The sequence below is a fragment of the Pelagimonas sp. genome, from assembly GCF_058892305.1.
The window spans coordinates 1-20,802 of sequence record NZ_JBZXVN010000056.1; the positions used below are offsets into that span (position 1 = coordinate 1).

The 20,802-nt window shown below is 57.1% G+C and carries 9 protein-coding genes; all 9 read right to left on the reverse strand.

The features are described 5' to 3' along the window. Window positions 1-542: 542 nt before the first annotated feature. The 9 genes from AC5EFR_RS20570 to AC5EFR_RS20610 all read right to left on the reverse strand — a co-directional run bounded on the left by AC5EFR_RS20570 (window position 543) and on the right by AC5EFR_RS20610 (window position 20,690). Window positions 543-2,213 (reverse strand): calcium-binding protein, encoded by a 1,671-nt coding sequence (locus AC5EFR_RS20570; RefSeq protein ID WP_493577605.1) that lies wholly within the window; start codon window positions 2,211-2,213, stop codon window positions 543-545. A 346-nt stretch (window positions 2,214-2,559) separates the two neighbouring features. Continuing rightward, window positions 2,560-4,323 (reverse strand): hypothetical protein, encoded by a 1,764-nt coding sequence (locus tag AC5EFR_RS20575; protein WP_493577606.1) that lies wholly within the window; start codon window positions 4,321-4,323, stop codon window positions 2,560-2,562. A 168-nt stretch (window positions 4,324-4,491) separates the two neighbouring features. Continuing rightward, the gene (locus tag AC5EFR_RS20580; RefSeq protein WP_493577607.1) at window positions 4,492-6,696 is read right to left on the reverse strand and encodes a hypothetical protein; all 2,205 of its coding nucleotides are present in this window, start codon (window positions 6,694-6,696) and stop codon (window positions 4,492-4,494) included. Between the two features lie 92 nt (window positions 6,697-6,788). After that, window positions 6,789-9,866, reverse strand: coding sequence for a calcium-binding protein (locus AC5EFR_RS20585; protein ID WP_493577608.1), 3,078 nt, complete (start codon window positions 9,864-9,866; stop codon window positions 6,789-6,791). A gap of 135 nt (window positions 9,867-10,001) precedes the next feature. Beyond that, window positions 10,002-11,624, reverse strand: coding sequence for a CAP domain-containing protein (locus AC5EFR_RS20590; RefSeq protein ID WP_493577609.1), 1,623 nt, complete (start codon window positions 11,622-11,624; stop codon window positions 10,002-10,004). Window positions 11,625-11,775: 151 nt separating this feature from the next. Next, complete coding sequence (locus AC5EFR_RS20595) at window positions 11,776-13,830, reverse strand: calcium-binding protein (protein WP_493577610.1); 2,055 nt, start codon at window positions 13,828-13,830, stop codon at window positions 11,776-11,778. Between the two features lie 113 nt (window positions 13,831-13,943). Next, window positions 13,944-16,016 carry a hypothetical protein gene (locus AC5EFR_RS20600; protein WP_493577611.1) on the reverse strand — a complete coding sequence of 691 codons (2,073 nt, stop codon included), beginning with the start codon at window positions 16,014-16,016 and terminating at the stop codon, window positions 13,944-13,946. Window positions 16,017-16,149: 133 nt separating this feature from the next. Then, entirely contained in the window at window positions 16,150-17,859 is a 1,710-nt protein-coding gene (locus tag AC5EFR_RS20605) for a calcium-binding protein (protein WP_493577612.1), read from the reverse strand. Window positions 17,860-18,041: 182 nt separating this feature from the next. Beyond that, on the reverse strand, window positions 18,042-20,690 hold the full coding sequence (locus tag AC5EFR_RS20610; protein WP_493577613.1) for a S8 family serine peptidase: 2,649 nt from the start codon (window positions 20,688-20,690) through the stop codon (window positions 18,042-18,044). Between the last annotated feature and the right edge of the window lie 112 nt (window positions 20,691-20,802).

A 20,802-nucleotide genomic window follows, 5' to 3' on the forward strand; every position in this document is an offset into this window, starting at 1 on the left:
CCGCAGAGCCAATAAAACCTGCACCACCCGTTACCAATATCTGCGTCTCTTAGCCTTCCAAATCAAACGGGCTCTCGATCCGCATCACTGCGCCACATACAAGCTCATGATCACCTGAGCCTTGATAGGTGATCTCACTCTCCTGCCCCCAACACGGGTTCCCGATCTGACGGGAAGGGTGGGGTTTCACGTCTGCACAGGATGTCTTGCTAGCTGGCTCACCGATACCTCTTCTATTTTGGGGTTATATGACACAGGTCTGCGGCATATCGAAGGCTTGCCCGGATAAGTGTGGGGGGTGTTGTAGCCTTGCCAAGTTTCATCCCGACCGCGCCCTTCAATGGCCGCGGGTCTCCCTGTCTCCAACGCAGAACCCACGCCAAGACTTGCCCATGTTTTTGCTGAGGATAAGGAGGTCATTCCTGGCTCTTGCCATCTTCTGGGATGGGTTTCAGCCTGGTGGTTTTGCTACATTGCCTGCCCGCGTTTGACCACGATGCACCCAAGGGGGTCGCAGGGCGCAAACACCCTGCGACGTCACATCACAAGATCAAATCATCTGCGCTTAGGGAGGGGTTGCCGGTCAGATCAACCGAGAAATCCGAGGCGCTATCGCCATTTGTATCAACATACAATCGGCCCACTGCCGCATTGTAGCGGACCTCACCTGCCGAACCGGAATAACCCGCGCCGCCAATATAGGTCAGGGTGCCTGAGAACCCGGACAGGTCGATCTGATCAACACCGGCTTCAAAATCCGTGATAACATCGCGTGTTAGGCCATGCGGGCTATCGGAGACGCCGCCAAAGACAAAGATATCCGCGCCAGTGCCGCCTGACAGGGTGTCTTGACCGGTTCCACCATCAAGCCGGTCATCATGTGAGCCGCCGCTAAGATTGTCATCCCCCGATCCGCCATCAAGATAGTCGTTGCCCAGCGTGCCTTCTAGTGTGTCATCATTGGCACCGCCAAACATTCGGTCATGACCAGAGCCACCATCAAGACTGTCATGGCCGGTTCCACCCGAGAGCGTGTCATTGCCAGAACCGCCGCCCATGCTGTCACCGCCGCTATCGCCACGGATCAGATCATCGCCAGAGCGGCCGGAAATCACATCGGCACTGGTGCCGCCGTCGATGTCATCATCCCCCGAACCACCATCAATGGTGTCGCTGGCACTGCCGCCATCAATCGTATCATCGCCGCTATCGCCAAACACCTCATCCGTGCCGCTTCCTGCATCGATCAGATCATCGCCAGACCCACCAAAAATGACATCGGAATTGGAGTCGCCATCTAAGGTGTCATCCCCGGCACCACCGCGCAGAGTGTCATTGCCAACCCCACCTTCAAGGTTGTCGCCCCCGTCGAGGCCAAACAGCAAATCATTGCCCTCATCCCCAAACAGGCGGTCAAAGAAATCCCCGCCAATTATGGTGTCATTGCCGTGCTCTCCGTTGACCGAAGAGGTGACAAAGCCGCCACGGCCATCAAAGTTGTCATCGTCGCGACCCAGATAGACCGTGCCAGCAATGCGCCCTGAGTTAAAGACCAGGTCATTGCCGCCCATCATCAGGATATCGCCTTCGATCAGACCGGTGTTGTCCAACACCATTCGATAATCGGCCAGCTCTTCGAATTCCCGCGTGGCCCCAGACCCAAACGTGGCATTGACCACAGCCGAGCGATAGCTTGAGGCCCCCGATGAGTTGAGATCGCCAATGATGGTGCCGTGATTGGTGACAAAGGACACCCCCGTCCCATGAGCCATTAGAACAGCGGCGGCAAATTCACCGCCATCCCCGGCATTCGATCCGCCCTGCACCGTGCCGGTGGCCGCCACAGTTAGACGGTCCGTGCCGGAGGATTCGATCGCCAGAACGCCGAAATCCGTGGCATAGACATAGCCCGCAACCGTAAGCTGGTTGTATTGGCCCCCCAAGATGATGGCATCCGTGCTGGACCCATAAGCCAGAACCTGACCGGTCTGCGTAACATTGATGCGGTCGTTGCCCGTGGTAAAAATCGCTGTGCCAACATCAACCGCAACCAAACCGGCCACAGCCAAGGTCGCAATGCTAACGCTGCCGTTGTTCAGATGCACCCCCGTGCCGGTTGAGACTTCGACCACAGCCGCCTGGCTGATGATTGTGGGAGTTGTGCTGGTGACATTCACCGTGCTGCTTGTCGTACCAGAAATAATCGTAGGCATAATACACTCCTTCTACGCCGGAACGGGCGCGTTAAAAGTTGCGTTTTTCAATCCAGTCAACTGACCGGGCGTCTTGCTTGAAAATTGTGACACCAAAGACGGGGCCGTCTCATCCTTAAAACCCGAGGCACATCCAAAGTGCTCTTCCCCATCGCGTCACCATTTCGTTGCTGACGACACGACCCTAGCACAGGTCGCACGCTGTGACGGAAGAGTCATCCGAACCGCTCGGTATGCGCAGCATACCTTTGAAGGGAGTTGTGAGGCACATCGCCCATAACAAGCATCGCCCCACAGCCTACGGCCAGAGAAACGAAAGGGGCAGCGCGCTGCCCCTTTCTAAACCTTAGAGGATGAAATCATCCTCAGTCAGGGCAGGGGCCCCGGAGACATCAAACGAGACATCCGAGGAGCTATCGCCATCCAGATCAATATAGACCCGTCCGATGCTATCGTTGTAGCGCACCTCGCCAGCTGTGCCGCTATAGCTCGACACAAAGTTCAGCGTGCCAGCGAAACCAGACAGATCAATCGTATCAATCCCGGCTTCGAAGTCGGTGATCACATCACGGCCCGCACCATGTGGGCTATCGGTTTCGGCGTTAAAGACAAACACGTCCGCACCGGATCCGCCAGACAAGGTATCCTGACCCGATCCGCCATCCAACGTATCGTTGTCCGAGCCGCCGCGCATGCTGTCATCACCCGAGCCGCCATCGAGATAGTCATCGCCGAGTGTGCCTTCGAGTATATCGTCGTTGGCCCCGCCGAACATCCGGTCATCACCCGAGCCACCGTCCATGCTGTCATTGCCACTAGAGCCCGACAGGGTGTCTTCGCCCGCGCCGCCACCGATATCGTCCGAGCCGCTTTCGCCGCGCAGGATATCGTTGCCTGCGCCACCCGAAATCTCATCGGTGTTTGATCCGCCACGAATGTCATCATTGCCCGAACCACCCGAGATCGTGTCATCGGCTGTCCCGCCAAGGATCGTGTCGTCGCCGCCATTGCCAAAGATGTTGTCGGTGCCGCTTCCGCCATCGATCATATCGTCACCCGAGCCACCATGAATCTCATCGGCGTTGGAGTCGCCATAGATCTCATCATCACCCGAGCCACCGCGCATGGTGTCTTCGCCCAAACCGCCAGTCAGCGTGTCTTCGCCGCCTCGTCCGACCAGATAATCATTATCATCATCGCCGAAAAAGCTGTCCGCCGCATTGCCACCAAGCAGGCTGTCATTTCCTGACCCGCCAGTGACATCCCCATGAACAACACCGTCCGCGATGCTTTCAAACCGATCGGCACCGGCACTCAGAGACACATCTCCGAAAATACCCCCTTCGTTCCGGATAACATCATCGCCACCACCCAAGTTGATCGCATCATGTATGCTAGTCAGAGCCGTCATGGTGCCGGTATTGGTGAGGGTCACATCCGTTTCTCGGCTGGTCTGGAATGCTCCATTCCAACCGGTAATATCCCCGGTATTTACCATGACAAAGGACCCGGTATTCCCGACGTCCACAGTCATTGCGATGTTATCCCGGGACGTGATCATGCCATGATTGGTAAATGTTTGGGTCGAAGAGCTCGCGGTATCTCCGTTGATATCAAAAGCGCCCCCACGACTGGTCACCGAGCCTTCGTTGACAATATAAGTATACCCGGTCCCGACATCGATATACACGGCGTCGCCACTATTGGCAGTAATATCGCCCGTGTTGGTCAAAAAGAAGTTCGCCCCACCGTCGCTGTCATCGAAGTCAATCGCGCCGCCATTGGAGGAATGAATGGTGCCATGATTGGTGATGTCCGCCAAGTTCGAGACATTAATATCCAACGTGCCCTGTGTCGGGTTTTCGGCGGAAATCAAGCCATCGCGCCCATTGAGCATCTCAAAGACCGAACCATCTACCTCAACCGCAGCAAAGCCGCCGCCATAGGCCCAGATCGTACCATTGTTGGTGAGCCAGTTGGTCCCGAACGTTGCATGAACCGCGTCATCCCCAGTGACAAGAAGTGACCCGTTATTGGTGATCACCCCGGATTCCGACCCATCTAGGGTGCGGGCCGTCGTACTGTTAAACGATATTGCAAAAGAAGCCATGTTTCATATTCCTCTGTTGAATTTAAAATGGCCGGTACAATTTACCCGGCTCTTAAGTTGCAATGTGCCCCGCCTGACTGTCTCAGAGCGGGGAAACCCCAACAAGTCTTGAATACGTTACCCAAACGGCTGTCCTGGCCTCAAAAATGGGCCAAGACACAGGTATTCCTAAAGGATCAAGTCACCCTCACTCAGGGCTGGGGCACCTGAGATATCAATCGACACATCCGAGGCGCTATCGCCATCTAGGTCGATATACAGGCGGCCAACGGTGGAGTTATATCGCACCTCTCCGGCGGTGCCGCTGTAGCTGGTCACAAAATCCAGTGTCCCGGTAAACCCGGACAGGTCGATCTGATCCACCCCGGCCTCAAAATCGGTGATCACGTCACGGCTTGCCCCATGTGGGCTGTCGGTTTCGGCTGTGAACACAAAGACATCTGCGCCATTGCCACCCGACAGAATATCCTGACCGCTACCGCCAATCAGCACATCATCATCAGAGCCACCATAGAGCCAATCATTGCCCGATCCGCCCTCAAGCTGGTCATCGCCTAGGGTGCCGCGCAGCGTGTCATTATTGCCGTCCCCCAACAGGGTGTCATTGCCCGATCCGCCATCAAGGTTATCGTCGGACGTCCCTCCCGACATGGCATCATCACCCGATCCGCCAAACAGGTTGTCGGCGCCGCTATCCCCAAACAGGACATCATCCCCCGAGCCACCGGCGACGGTGTCGCTATTGGCCCCACCGTCCAGAGTGTCATCGCCCGAGCCGCCCAGAATGGTGTCAAAGGCTGTGCCACCCAGAACCTGATCATTGCCACCATCGGCGACAATGAAATCAGAGCCGGATCCGCCATCAATGACATCATCCCCCGAGCCACCATAAATGGTATCACCATTGGACCCGCCGCTGATGGTATCCTCGCCGCCGCCGCCGCGGATCATGTCACCATAGGCATCGCCCAACAGAACATCATCGCCATCGCCGCCAAAAATCGTATCGGCATGATCACCGCCAGTGACGGTATCGTCGCCCTCGCCAGCCTTGATTTGATCTTCACCCTCATCGCCCGCGATCGCATCATTGCCAGAGCCACCACTAACGATGTCATCATCTGCGCCAGCCACAATGGTATCGTTGCCGCTGCCCCCATTAAGAGTATCGTCTCCGAGACCACCTTGCAGCAGGTCATCACCAGAACCACCATTCATGGTATCCGCCTGACCATTGCCAATCAGCGTGTCATTCCCTGACGCTCCATCCAATGAATCCGCGCCCGTGCCGCTGCCACCACTCAGGTAATCATCACCAGAACCGCCGTGCAGGGTGTCGCTATCGGACCCACCAGACAGGTAGTCATCACCGCCGCCGCCGCGTAGGTGGTTATCTCCCGACGTGACAAAAAGGATGTCATTGCCGTCCATCCCATAAATAAGATCAGCGCCACCCGAGCTGTTAAGAGCATCGGCGTTTGAACCGCCAATCAACGTGTCATCGCCACTGCCTGAGTTGACGCCTTCAATGACATGGCCATCACCAACAGCAAGGTACTCATTTTGGCCCTCGCCTAAGGAAAGTATGCCATGCAAAGTGCCACTGTTATGAACGATATCATCGTCACCGCCGCCATACACCGTCCCGTAGATGTCGCCGCTGTTATCAACGAAGTTCTCACCATTCCCTAGGGCAACATACTCCTCAATGAGACCAGTGTTGCGCAGCTCAATGTCTCCGGTACCAAACGAAAGGTTACCTGCAATATGGCCCGAGTTTGTTGCGGTGTGATTGCCATCACCAGAAAGGCTTATGCGGCCGAGTATCTCACCACTGTTGATGAGATTTACGGTCGGGTCAGGATCTGGGCTGGTTGCCGTGCGAATGGCCGTGCTCGCCGCAGAAATCGTGCCGCTGTTGTTGATCACAGTCGTCCCAGAAGCGGCAACAAGAACGCCCTCCCCAAAGGATCCGTTGGATCTGGCCCCCGAAATTATCCCAGTGTTCAGCAAAACACCTTGGCCGATCTCAATTCCTAAGCGCCCTGAAACCATGCCATGATTGGTGATAGACACGACATCACCACGGGCCTGAATCCCGCTCGTGTGAGAACCGCCATCTGCACCGGACAAGATCCCGGTCTCGTGCACTGTGATATTCGCGTTATCCCCAGACATATTAATGGCGGAATAGATCGAGCTTACAACCTCGCCCGAGATGGTCACCCGCTGGTCGGTTCCCGTTCCATAAATGCCGTAGCTGGTGGTCGAGGCCAACAACGTGCCTTCGGAGACATAGACCCACCCTTCAACAGTTGCACCCAGATTGTGGCCGTAACCGGTGCCAACATCATCAGTATAAAGAATTGTCATGTAAAAAAGGACTCCCTGATTTTTCAGGGAGTCCTAACAGGTTCCTACGATTCTCGCACCGGGGTAGAATTGTCTAGTCCACGGTTAGAAGATCAGAGGATTAGATCATCCGCCGTCAGTGCCGGGGCACCAGTGATATCGATCGACATTTCCGAAGCCGGATCACCATCGAGATCGATATAGAGCCGTCCGATGGTGTCATTATAGCGGACCTCGTTTCCGGCACCGGTATAGCTTGTGACAAAGGTCAACGTCCCGGAAAGACCACTAAGGTCGATCACATCAAGGCCGGTTTGGAAGGACGAAATCACGTCACGCCCGGACCCATGCGGGCTATCGGTCACCGAGCTGAACACAAACACATCCGCCCCGGCCCCGCCTGACAGCGTGTCAGACCCGGCCCCCCCAATCAGGGTGTCATTGTCATTGCCACCATAGAGCCGGTCATTGCCCGTCCCGCTGCTCAGATAGTCATTGCCGTTATTGCCGGACAGAAGGTCATTGTTCGCCCCGCCAAAGAGCCGGTCTCCGCCCGAACCGCCAAAGAGCGAGTCATTGCCGTTATTGCCCGACAGGATGTCATCATCCCCGCCGCCATAGAAACGATCATTGCCGCTTGAGCCACGCATCGTGTCTTCGCCCGCACGCCCCAGCAATAGGTCATTACCAGCGCCCCCCGAGGCCCAATCATTGCCCTCTTCGCCTTCGAGACGGTCATCGCCGTTATTGCCATAGAGGATGTCGTTGCCCTCGCCGCCTCTGACGTCATCCTCGCCCGAGCCGCCGACCAGCCGGTCATTGCCCGCATCGCCATTCAGCGTGTCATCATCGCCACCACCATAGAGCCGGTCGTGATCAGTGCCGCCCGACAGGACATTCTCGCCACTTGTGGCGCGCAGCGTGTCATTGCCTGACCCGCCTGACAGGGTATCGTCACCCGCGCCGCCCAGCAGGCTGTCATCGCCGGAATTGCCGTAGATTTGGTCGTTGCCGTCGCCGCCATCAACCTCGTCATCACCGCCACCGCCGACCAGCCGATCATTGCCCGCATCGCCAGTGAGCGTATCGTCAGCCGTGCCACCATAGACACGGTCATCGCCTTCACCGCCTTCGAGCCGGTTCTCGCCCGCCCCACCGCGCAGCGTGTCATCGCCCGCGTCGCCGCGGAAGCTCTGATAGGTGGAGACCCCTCGGCCATCTATTGTGTCATCAAAGACAGAGGCGCGGATATCGGCAATACCGATCAGCGTGTCGGTATCACCAAAGGTGTCAATCACCGTACCCGCCGCCATGTCGGCATCAATGCCCGAGGTGCCGCCATATTCGTGTTCCCAGTTGTAGCGCGCCGACGCATAGCCGCCGCCGCCATCCAGCGTGTCATCACCGCCAAGACCTTCAAGCCCTTCCCAATGGCTGCCTGAGGACCCGGTGATGTGGTCATCATCCTGTGAGCCGCGTAAATAATGCGTGTAGGTGAACGTGTCATTCACCCGTCCGTCACCGCTCACCACCGTACCGTCGCCTGTGGTCGTGGTGACCGTGATCGTCAGCCCTCCGACCCCCGAGAGTTCATCGTAACTGATATCCACCCCTTCGCCTAAGGCCCAGATCCCGGAATGGCCGATGATTGTGTCATGGCCCAATCCGGGACGGATGAAATCACCCCATCCCTGGCTGGCGGCAGTGCCGCCCGACGCATCCAGCACGTCATTGCCATCGCCGCCCTGCAGATGATCCCGACCGTCACCGCCGCGTAGCGTGTCATTGCCATCATCGCCGCGCAGCCTGTCGTCGCCGGCCCCGCCTTCTAGGCTGTCGTTGCCATCCTCACCCTCAAGCTCGTCATTGCCGCCATTGCCACGGATCGTGTCATCGCCCTCGCGGCCCTCCAGAAACTCATCGTCGCCATCGCCTAGGATGGTATCGTCAAATTCTGAGCCACGGATGTATTCCACGTTCAACAAGGTATGGGTAAAGGCCTGGCCATCCCAGCTGCCGGTTGCGGTATTGGCAGACAGATCGACAAACACCGCCACATCAACATCGCGGCGATCATAGCGCACCCGGTCAAACCCGTTGCCGCCATCAAACGTGTCGTTGCCCCCGGCCGAGATGAAACCGTCATTGCGATCTGATCCCGTGACGCTGTCATCGTGCTCAGTCCCGCGGATTTCTAGTCGGCCAGAGCCGCCCAGCACGTTGATCTGATCGATATTGCCAAAGCCATCATTGCTGACCACCCCGGTCGAGAGGTCCGCCACCAACCCCATGCTGGGATCGCCCATCACCCCCCAGTGAAAGTTGATTCGCCCGCCATTGCCGACATGGATATTGTAAGTGTCCGCACCTTCGGCCCCATTGAGAGAGAACCAGCCCTCATCCGAATTGGTCATGTTGAGCGTGTCATTGCCCGAGCCGCCGATCACGTCGAACCCGTCCGCCTCAAGCGCTTGATCCACATTGAGCAGGGTGGTGGTATGGCCGTTTACCGTGCCGCTACCGGTGCCCGCCGGACCGTCGATCGTGACCGTCACCGGATCAGAGAAATTGCCCCAGTGGATTTCGGTCCAGTCATCGCTGCCGACACCATCGAAGTCTACCGTGTCATCACCTTCGGAGACCCGAATGCGATTGCCGCCATCGCTGGCCTCTCCCGGTGCGAAGGTATCGTCATTTGGGGTGCCAAAGAGCCGGTCCTCGAAATCAGAGCCGATGACATCCAGCGGCTCGGTCAGCAGCGGCAGGATATCTTCTATCAGGTCATCAAGCCGCAATTCGACCATCGCCGCCGAGGCATCAATCTCTATCGTTCCCGAACTGCTGAACAGCACGGCAAGGGCTGCAGGATCGTTGCTGCCTTCGACATCAAGCAACGCCTGTAAAAAGCCGGTAAAGCTCCAGGAAATATCGCTGACGCTGCCCTGTACCACGCCCCCTTGCGAAAAGCTGGCACCGGTGATCGTCCCCTGGGTCGGATTGCCGGACGCGTCGACCAAAAGGTTTGTCCCAGTCAACGTCGTCACAAAGCCCGTATCGGAATTTTCGATCACCACGGTGGTGGTCACAACCCCACGCGGGCTGGTGACCTCGATACTGGCCAATTCATCATTGCCATCAAAAAATGCCTGGCCGAAAAAGCGACTATTGGTTCCGGTAAAATTAATACGCATCCCTGATACCTTTTGTTTTTATTCGCAAGAAAACAAAAGGTATCAGGGATCACTTGCAAAGCAAGAAAATATCCCCCGCATATCATGCGGGGGAGGGCAGGCCGGACATACCGGCAATGTCAGAAAGTAACAGGATTACAGGATAAGATCGTCCGCAGTCACAACCGTGCCATCGGCAAAATCAATGGAAAAGTCGGATGCGCCGCCATCAATATCCACATACAACCGGCCAACCGCCTCATTGTAGCGCACTTCGCCGCCCGCGCCGCTATAGCTTGTGACAAAGGTCAGATTGCCAAGACCGGACAGATCAATCTGATCGACCCCGCTTTGGAAATCGACGATTTCATCCCGGTTTGAGCCATGCGCGCTATCTTCAACATCGTCAAAGACAAACACATCGGCACCAGCTCCACCGCCCATCCGGTCGGACCCACGTCCACCAATAATCCGGTCGTCATCGCCGCCCGCAAACAGACGGTCATCACCTGAGCCGCCGTAAATGGTGTCATTACCCATGTTCCCGGCAATCAGATCGTCATCTGCGCCGCCGTAAAAACGGTCGCCGCCATTGCCGCCACGCATGGTGTCATTGCCATCACGTCCCAACAAGAGATCAACCCCATCACCACCCGAGGACCAATCATTCCCGTCCTCGCCATTCAGCGTGTCATCGCCAGCGTTGCTGTAGATCGTATCGCCGCCTGCGCCGCCGAGCATCTCATCATCGCCGCCGCCGCCAACCATGCGGTCATCGCCCTCGTCGCCGGACATCTCATCCGCCTCAGAGCCGCCATAGAGCTTGTCGTTATCGGCCCCGCCGGACATGGTATTGACCCCATCACCGCCGCGTAGCACATCAGCGCCGTCGCCGCCCTCTAGGTTATCATTACCGCCGCCGCCCAGTAGGCTATCGTCACCCACACCACCGGTCAGCTCATCCGCGCCATCGCCGCCATCAAGCGTGTCATCGCCGCCATCTCCCGATAGGGTATCGGCATCATCACCGCCATAAAGCCGGTCATTGTCATCGCCGCCCGCAAGGCTGTTCTCGCCATCGCCGCCGCGCAGGGTATCCGCACCTGCGCCGCCCTGCAGGTCATCATTGCCGCTGCCGCCTTCGAGGCTGTCATCGCCATCGTCGCCGATCAGAAGATCATCGCCAGCTTCACCCAAGAGGGTGTCATCCCCCGCCGCCGCGCGCAGCGTGTCGTTGCCGCCCTCGCCATCAAGGTGATCATCTCCTACACCGCCCGCCAAGGCATCCGCGCCGCTATCACCGTAGATATCAAAATCCTCGGTCCCCAACGTCCGCGCAAAGTTCTGTGTGACCAGAATGCTGTCATATTGTCTGCCACTGGAATAGGTTATCGGCCCAAAGCTTAGCCCGATCCCGATTGAGGTGACGGTCGCATCCAGAATATTGGCCCGGTGGCCGGGGCTGTTCATCAGATTGGTGTGCAAACGCTCCAATTCGTCCAGATAGCTATCCGTACCGGAGATATTGACCACTGCAAGGTTTTCAGTCGCACGCCAGGATTGGTAAAAATCATAATCAGCGTCCGCCATGCGTTCAGACGGGGCCGACCCGTTGTCGCCAGTATGACTAAACGTATCGGTCTCAACCATCCATGCGCCATGCACATCAGCAGATTCGTTGAGGTTCAATTCCAGCTGAAGTGCAGCGAGACCGTATTCGGCCCGCGTTGCATTCACCAATTCCAGAAAGTGACGTTCCAGTTCCGTTGCAGGTGTCATGCTGTCTCCAAGTTCAAAGTCGCAGTTCCGCTTTGGCCAAAATCTATGCCGAAGGCTTTGGCCGATAATATGGCAGAACTGCGTCCCTTATTGGCTATTAGATCGCAAATCAGGCCAATATAGCTCAGATTCTTCTCAATGCAGGTCAGATTTACAAGATCAAATCACTCTCGCTCAGACCGGCCCCCGCGCCGATGTCGACCGAGAAGTCCGAGGCGCTGTCCCCATCGACATCAACATAGATGCGGCCAACCACATCATTGTAACGGACCTCACCAGCGGTGCCGGTATAGCTCGCGACAAAAGAAGATCCGATACCGGACAGATCAATCAGATCAATCCCGGCCTCAAAATCAATGATCGTATCTCGGGTGGTCCCATGGGGGCTGTCGCTGGTGGTTTTGAACACAAAGAGATCCGCGCCGCTGCCACCAGACAACACATCCTGACCAGACCCGCCAATCAGCGTGTCATCCCCCGAGCCGCCCGACAGGCTATCATCGCCGCTGCTGCCATCAAGGTAATCATCGCCAAGCGACCCGCGCAGCGTATCGTCATTGGCCCCGCCAAACAGACGATCCGCGCCGGATCCACCAATCACGCTGTCATGGCCGGTACCTGCGGAAATCGTATCATCGCCCGCGCCCCCCGACAGGGTGTCCGAGCCGCTGTCACCGCGTATGAAATCATCGCCCGAGCCGCCGGTCACCTCATCGGCGTTGACCCCGCCATCAATGGTGTCATCACCCGACCCGCCATGTATTGTATCAAGTCCTGTACCACCAAGCATGCTGTCGTCGCCGCTATTGCCATAGAGGATATCGCCGCCGCTATCGCCGGTCATGCGGTCATGACCCGAGCCTCCATGCAACTCATCCGCATTGGTGCCACCAGAGAGAAAATCATCCCCCGCACCACCGCGCAGCCGATCGTCATTATCTTGGCCGTATAGCAGATCATCGCCATCGCGACCCTCAAGGCTATCGGCCCCCTCATTGCCATACATGGTGTCATTGCCATCTCCGGCCTTGATCGTATCGTCCCCAACATTGCCGTAAAGACTGTCATTTCCGGTGCCGCCCGATATTTGGTCATTGCCAGAATGGCCTTGGATGAAGTCATTGCCAGACCCGCCAAACAGCAGGTCAACTTCATCCGACCCAGCCAGCGTGTCATTGCCGGAATCCCCGTATAGCACGTTGATTTCACCATCAACGGCCTGCATGAAGTCATGCCCCGACCCGCCAAACAGCACATCAATGCCATCGCCGCCGACAATCGTGTCATCCCCGGCACCACCCCGTACTTTGCTTCCGCCAGCCCCGACCTGGATGCTGTCATTCCCATCAAAGCCATAGATCGTATCGCCTTGGGCACCGCCCAAAATGCTGTCATCTAAATCGCTGCCATAGGCAGTGTTGTCACCATCGCCAAGGTCGACGCTCCCTGTGACCTGACCACCTCGGGTGTCAAAAACATCGTGGCCGCCATTCAGCGTGACATCCCCCTCGATCAATCCGGAGTTTCGGATCGTGTCGTTCCCCGACACTGCAAAGACATCCCCCCGGATGATGCCTGTGTTCAAAAGATCCAGCGTCCCGCCATTTGCCGGACCCAACCGGTTGCCGGTTGCCACGGTGCTCGCTGCGGTTGTGACCGCAATTCGATAGCCACTGGTGAGGCTTTCCTCGGCATGGATCAGCCCGTGATTGTCAAGCTGGAGAGACCCCCGAAACCCAACAGCAGCCGAATAGCCATCATCCACAATGCCCGTCGGGAACCCGCCATCTCCACCACCGCGCACCACGCCCGTTTGGGAAATCGTCAGCTCAGAAGAGCCCGTCGTAGAGACACCAAAAACCGCAAAATCGGATGCAAAGACCGATCCTTGAATCACCGCGCGGTTCCCATCACCGCCAAAGCGAATCCCGTCGGCCCCGCTCAGATAAGCTTCAAGCGATCCGGTCTGAGTTATGGTCAGAAGATCGTCGCCATTCATCTCAACCCCATGGCCTCGATAGGTGCTCACGGCCCCGGAAAGGGTCACAATACTATCCAGAACCGCGCCTGTGCTCGGTGCCGACGTATATTGAATGCCCGTGAAATACGTGCCCGGATGGATCACAGCGCCATTGGCCACCAGATAGGGGGTTGTCGTGTTGACAGTTAGCGTCGCGGTGCTTGTTCCTGTGATGACAATGGCCATAAGTCTCTCCTAAGAATATTTGCAAAGGGCAGGGGGCGCTCTGCCGATCATGCTAAAATTTCAACGAGACACAGCGCGGAATGCACAGTGTCTCGATATGGTTTGCTACCGGATCAAAGGATCAAATCGCTTTCGCTCAACCCGGCTCCGGCACCGATATCAACCGAGAAATCGCTGGCGCTATCGCCGTCAATATCGACGTATAGCCGCCCGACGGCATCGTTGTAGCGCACTTCGCCTGCTGTGCCGGTGTAGCTGGTCACAAAATTAGAGCCGACTGCCGACAGGTCGATTTGGTCAACGCCCGCTTCAAAATCGGCTATCTGATCACGGCCTGATCCGTGCACGCTTTGATTTGCGTTGGTCCAGACAAACACATCCGCACCACTCTCGCCCATCAGCGTATCGCTGCCCGTGCCGGCAATCAGCCGGTCATCATCGGCACCGCCGCGCAAGCTATCATCACCGGAATTGCCGACCAGCGTGTCGGCTCCGCGTCCGCCAATCAGAACGTCATCGTCGTTTCCGCCGCGGATCAGATCATCGCCAAGCCCGCCATCAACGGTGTCGTCGCCCGCATCACCGCCAAGATCATCATCGCCAGAGCCGCCAAAGACCTGATCGTTGCCATTGCCGCCCCGGATGTAATCATCGCCGGAATTGCCCGCCAGAACATCATCGTCATTGCCGCCGAACATGCGGTCGTTGTTGTCGCCGCCGCGCAGAGTGTCTTCGCCCGAACCGCCCGAGAACGTGTCATTGCCAGAGCCGCCCCAGCCGCGATCCGAGCCATCACCGCCCCGGATCAAATCATTGCCCGAGCCACCCTCCAGCACATCAACACCCGCGTCGCCGTTTAGCTCGTCATCACCCGAGCCGCCCATCAGATCGTCATCGCCCGCGCCGCCATCAAGCGTATCAGCCCCCGAACCGCCCCGGATCAGGTCATCGTCGTTGTCGCCCGCAATCGCATCGTCACCGCCGCCACCTTCGAGCGTGTCATCGCCAGACGCGCCAGATATCTCATCACTGGCGTTGGTGCCGGTGATCGCATCATCGCCACCGCCGATCTCATGCACATTCACCGCCCCGTTAAATCGAGCGCTGGTCAGCACAAAGCTGCTCCCTTCGACGGTGACAACCGTGCCATATTGCGCCCCATTCAGGGAGCCTTCTTCGGCGTCGTCCACCAAGGTTTGTACATGTGTCAGGTGGCCTTGTGTTGCGCTATAGGGGGTGACATCAATCGCAAACACTTCGATCTGATCGGAGTTTTGGCTGGACACCACCAAATGCGGTTGTCCGCCGGGGGTTATGATATGCACCTCAGTTGCGCCATCCAAACCATCACCCGTAGCACGGAATTCTTGTTCAAGGTTTGTACCGTCAAAGGTCAAAACGCTGACAGCATCCCCGGCATATTCGGTCACAAAGAGATAGGTCAGTCCATCAATCTCAAGCGACGCCGCCCGCGTAGGGTTTTCCAGGGAACCATCCACCCCGGCAAGATTTGCCGTAGAGGTCAACATCCCCGTTGTGTCATCAACGGAAAAGACCGATATCCCATCATCGAAGCCGCCCAGCACCGCAATGTATTGCTGTCCGTTTTGCACAAAGGTTTCGATCCCCCAAGCGCCATTCAACTCCAGCGTCGCGTCGTCATCAATGTTTTGAACGGCGGTCAAACCATTGGTGTCATCAAAGGAAAAGACGCTTAGCCCATCCCCATAATAGTCGGACACATAAATAAAGGTCCCCCCAGACAAGGTCAGAACCTTTGTGTTATGAACATCACCAAGGTGGGTATCAGGATCGTCTGCGTCAAACGCTCGGTCGGTAAAAGTGAGATAAGGGGCGGAATCCGAAAGCTCAAAAACCGTAATCCCACTATCACTCACGCCAGACGCCACCAAATACGGTGTCCCGTCATAGGTAAAGACATCAAGCCCTGCGACCCCGTCGAGTGTGGCCGCAACGGTGTCGTCTATCGTCGCAACCGCCGTCAAATCACCACTGGCGGACAGGGTCCAGACTTGAATGGCATCATTGGAATGGGCTGCTGAATAAACATAGGTCACACCGCCAATCTCTGCGCTCGCAATGTCCCAGGGGATACTTACAGCCTGGGTGGCGCTATTGGTTTCTACATCGCTCAAAGTGAGGCTTGCACCAGATAAAACGGCCATTTCGGGCCTCCTTGTTGAAATTTTTTTATCAATTGGAAAACTGTTAACACAAAAACGGGACCGAATATATCGGCCCCGCCTAGCAGTTTTATCAGGTCACATGTTCAGGCCATCAGCGGTCTAAAAATCGGGCTTACAAAATCAAATCGCTTTCGCTCAGGCCGGACCCCGGTGTCACATCCACCGAGAAATCAGAGCCACCATCACCATCAACATCAACGTATAGCCGCCCAACGCTGTCGTTATAGCGCACTTCGCCTGCGGTACTGGTATAGCTTGAGACAAAGGTCAGACCCGAGGCAATACCGCTTAGGTCAATCATATCAACCCCGGCCTCGAAATCGGTGATCGTATCACGGGTCGCCCCATGGACACTGTCGGTTTCGGCGTTGAACACAAAGACATCGGCCCCATTGCCGCCGCTCAGCTCATCCTGCCCGGCATTGCCAATCAGCGTGTCATTATCCGACCCGCCGCGCAGCACATCATCATCCGCCCCACCATCAAGATAGTCATCCCCCAAGGTGCCTTCGATCGTATCGTCATTGGAGCCGCCAAAAATGCGATCCCCGCCTGAGCCACCATCAATTTCGTCATGTCCGGTCCCACCCGAGATCGTATCCGCCCCGGCCCCGCCGGACATGGTGTCCGATCCGCTGTCGCCGCGAATGAAATCATCCCCCGAGCGGCCATAAATCAGGTCAGCACTGGAGCCACCGTCAATATTCTCCTCGCCCGAGCCGCCATCAATCGTATCACTGGCGCTGCCGCCCAAAATGGTATCGTCACCGCTTTCGCCGCGGATATCGTCACCACCGCTACCGCCATCGATATAATCATCACCCGAGCCGCCGCGAATCTCATCGTCAGACGAGCCGCCATCAATCGTGTCTTCACCGGCCCCCCCGCGCAGCGTGTCTTCGCCAGAGCCACCAATCAGCTCATCTGCGCCATCGAAACCGATGATGGAATCGTTGTCGGCACCGCCATCAATAATATCGCTATGCTCGCCACCGATCAGGCTGTCATGACCATCTTCACCCTGAGTGATCCCAAAGACCTGTCCAAGGCGGGAATCGACCCAATCATCGCCGCCCCCCATGCGGAGGTCACCGTGGATTTCTCCTGAGTTCTGCAGTTGGTCCGCTTGATCCAGAACCCGCACATCCCCCATAAGTTGGCCCGAATTGGCGATATAGGCGGCCACGTTGCTTTGCTCTGTGGCCGAGACCTGATCGTCTTCCTCTTCGACACGGGATTCCATCAAAATGGCATAGCCCGGCGCATATCCATCTTGGGTCGCGCCCGAAATCACCCCGGTATTGATGATACGCACCGGGTCAATTTCTTCGGGGCCATCATATGTCCCACCATCCAACAAAATTCCCGCCCCATAGCGGGCCGTATTATACAGGGTTGCCGCATAGCCAAACCCAACGCCGCTTATGGTGCCGTGGTTGACCACCTGACCGCCGCCGCCGGAACTGGTGACAATCTCGACACCCGCCCCACCAGAAATCGCGCCGAGATTGGTCACCAAAGAGTTGTCACCCGCCATATAGATCGCCGCACTCGCGCCATCATCTGTGTTCGACACCTGCCCAGAGGCCAGCACAGAAACCCGGGCTTCACTACCGCTCATATAGATGGCGCTGGACGTGGCAGACATGGCGCTGCCTGCCACTGTTATCTGTTGGTCATCCGCAAACCCCGCCACGGCCCAGCTTGAAAAGCTCGCGGCACTGACACCTTCGGTGATAAAGCCGGTCGCACTCACATCGCTGGCCAAGTCGACAATTATGCCGCTGCCAACTGTGGTGGTCGTCAAAGAGATATTGGGCATCATACTACTCCGTGGTGAAATGGACTCGACACTTTCGACCATTTTGTACACGAAATCGGGCCGGTTGATCAGATGGGAAAACCATACCCGCCAAACCAACCCCGGCTGTTTGCCCATAAGGCAAAGAAAAACTGCCCCCTCTGCAAAGGAGGCAGTCACATAAGATCACATATCGATCCCCCTTACAGGATCAAATCGCCGGCATCCAAGGTTGGAGCACCGGTAACATTGATCGACAGATCAGATGCTCCATCCCCATCTATGTCCACATATAGACGCCCGATGCTGTCATTGTAGCGCACCTGTCCGGCACTGCCGCTGTAGCTGGAGACAAATGTCAGACCAGAGCCAAGCCCACTCAGGTCGATCTGATCGACATTGTGGGTGAAATCGACGATCACATCCCGCCCTGAGCCATGCGCGCTTTCGGAGACGGAACCAAAGACAAAGACATCCGCGCCATCGCCACCGCTCATGACATCTGACCCACTGCCGCCAATGAGCTGGTCCGCACCGTCGCCGCCAAACATCCGGTCATTGCCCGACCCACCATTGAGCGTGTCATTCCCAAGGTTCCCGGCCAACACATCGTTGTCGGCTCCACCGTAAAACCGATCGTTGCCATTTGAGCCACGCATCGTGTCATTGCCGTCGCGCCCCAAGAGCAAGTCGGCCCCATCCCCGCCTGAGGACCAATCGGCCCCGTCTTCGCCATTCAGCGTGTCATTGCCCGCGTTGCCATAAAGCGTATCGTTGCCCGTGCCCCCCCAAACGGTATCAGAGCCGCCACCGCCAACCATACGGTCATGGCCCGAAGCGCCGGTCATGCTGTCGTCATTGGTGCCACCATAGGCCTTGTCATCACCGGCACCAGCCGCCATGTAATTGTCACCATCGCCGCCACGCAGGATGTCATCGCCAGACCCGCCATAGAGCGTATCGTCTCCGGCGTCACCGCGCAGACTATCGTCGCCGGAGCTGCCCGAGAGCCGGTCATCCCCATCACCGCCATAAAGCGTATCGTTTGACCCGTTGCCATAGACCCTATCGTTGCCTGCACCGCCTTCAACGTGATCCTCACCGCCTTCGCCCCGCAGACTGTCATCGCCACGGCCACCAAGAATAGTGTTGTGCTCCGAACTGCCGGTGACGGTGTCATTGCCATCGCCTAGGGCGGCATTTTCAATGTCGGTCCCCGACGCAATGCTGGCCCATTCATCGCCGGCCACGCTCAAGGTTCCGCCTGCACTTAGCGACAAGGCGACATTGCCGGTCACCGCGACAAGATTCATCCAATCAGAACCGCCATCCGTATCCTCAAGGGTGCGACGCCCGGCGTCTTCATCGGCGTAATCCTCGAAGTCCTGGGTGAAATGGTGGACCGTGTCGGTGCTAACCTCCGAGCCTCGGAACTCCAGCTCCACGCCTGTAATTGCTCCGGTATCCCCTCCGGCACTGTCTTGAACTTCAAGACGCCACTCCCCTTGCGAGGTCAGGCCGCGCGCCGCCGCAATACCAAAGGTCCACGCCTCTTCAAGGTCCGCACCGCCCAGTTCATTGTCAAAGAGCAAAAAGCTATCGCCATCAGGCGAGACAAGCCGAACCTCGAGATCCCCTAGATAGGTATGGGTCCCTTCAAGAGTGACGTAGATATGTTCGATCATCACCCCTTGGGTGACATTGATCGACACGGTTGTGGTTGTGTTGTCATTGATTGCCAGATTTCCGGAGAAGGAGGCCGTCACCACCTCCTCGTTTTCGTTGACGGCCGCATCTTCGTACAGCCGGTCCCAGACTTCGGCCATACGCACCGCGGCAAAGACATCGACCATGCCATAGCCGTAAGACAGGTGATAGCTCATGCCACCACCATTCCAATTGCTGGCACCGTTGGCTCCCCAGTCTCCGACCTCATATCCGGCGCTGCTGCTGCCGTAGTCGGATCCGGTATGTGAGGCCGAGGTGGCCAAAATATTCTGGACATCACGCCAGCCCAGATCGGCGTTGGCCTCCAACATAAGGGCCGCCACCCCCGCCGTCACCGGCGTCGCGGCGGAGGTTCCGCCAAAATCATCCGCATAATCCCCCGAGGAATATCCCGCAGAGCCAGAGCGATCTGTTGTCACCTCTGCCGCCGGGGCCGCGATCAACAGGCTCGCCCCCCAATTGGAATAATCCGCCACTGTTCCGTCTTCTTCTGTGGCCGCCACGGTGATGACCGTGTGCAAGGAATTGAGCCCTTCGCCCTGAGCATTGCCGACAATGCCATCGGACAGCAAAACCGAATTATTGGCTTCATTGCCGGCCGCCTTAAGGATCACCGTTCCCAGCCCGTCCCGGCCGTTCGCCACAGCATGTGCAAAACCGCTGGCCTCGTTGCTCGCTTGGCTTGAGCTGTCGGCAATGCTCAGGAAGGGGGCATAGTTGGGCGTATAGCCCCAGGAATTGTTGGTAACTTCAAACTCTTCCATATGACGCAAGGCCGCGACAGAGGCGGTTTCTGATGTCAAATCAGACAGGATATCAACCCCGGTGACATCCGCATCAAAGGCAACACCAACACCGCCAATATTGTTGTTTTCCGCCGCGATCAGACCGGCGACAGCCGTGCCATGCGCATCACTGGATGTGTTGGGTTGACCGTCATCGCCGCTAGCATGAAGCGATCCGTTGTAATTCCCATCAAGGTCATCATGCGTGCGCTCCACACCATCGTCATAAACGCCGACATCAACGCCTTGTCCGGTGTAATCAGCCCAAACTGATTGAATATCTCCAATCAGTTCAAAGTGCCATTGTTGCGAAAAAAGTGGATTTGATTCAGCGACCATACCAGAACTCAATTTGTCTAAGTGTCATTTACCGATTCACCGGTCGCACAAAGCCTGTGCGTCATGTGCCGCGACCATTGCAATTCTAGAGAGATATTTCCAGATCGCTTTA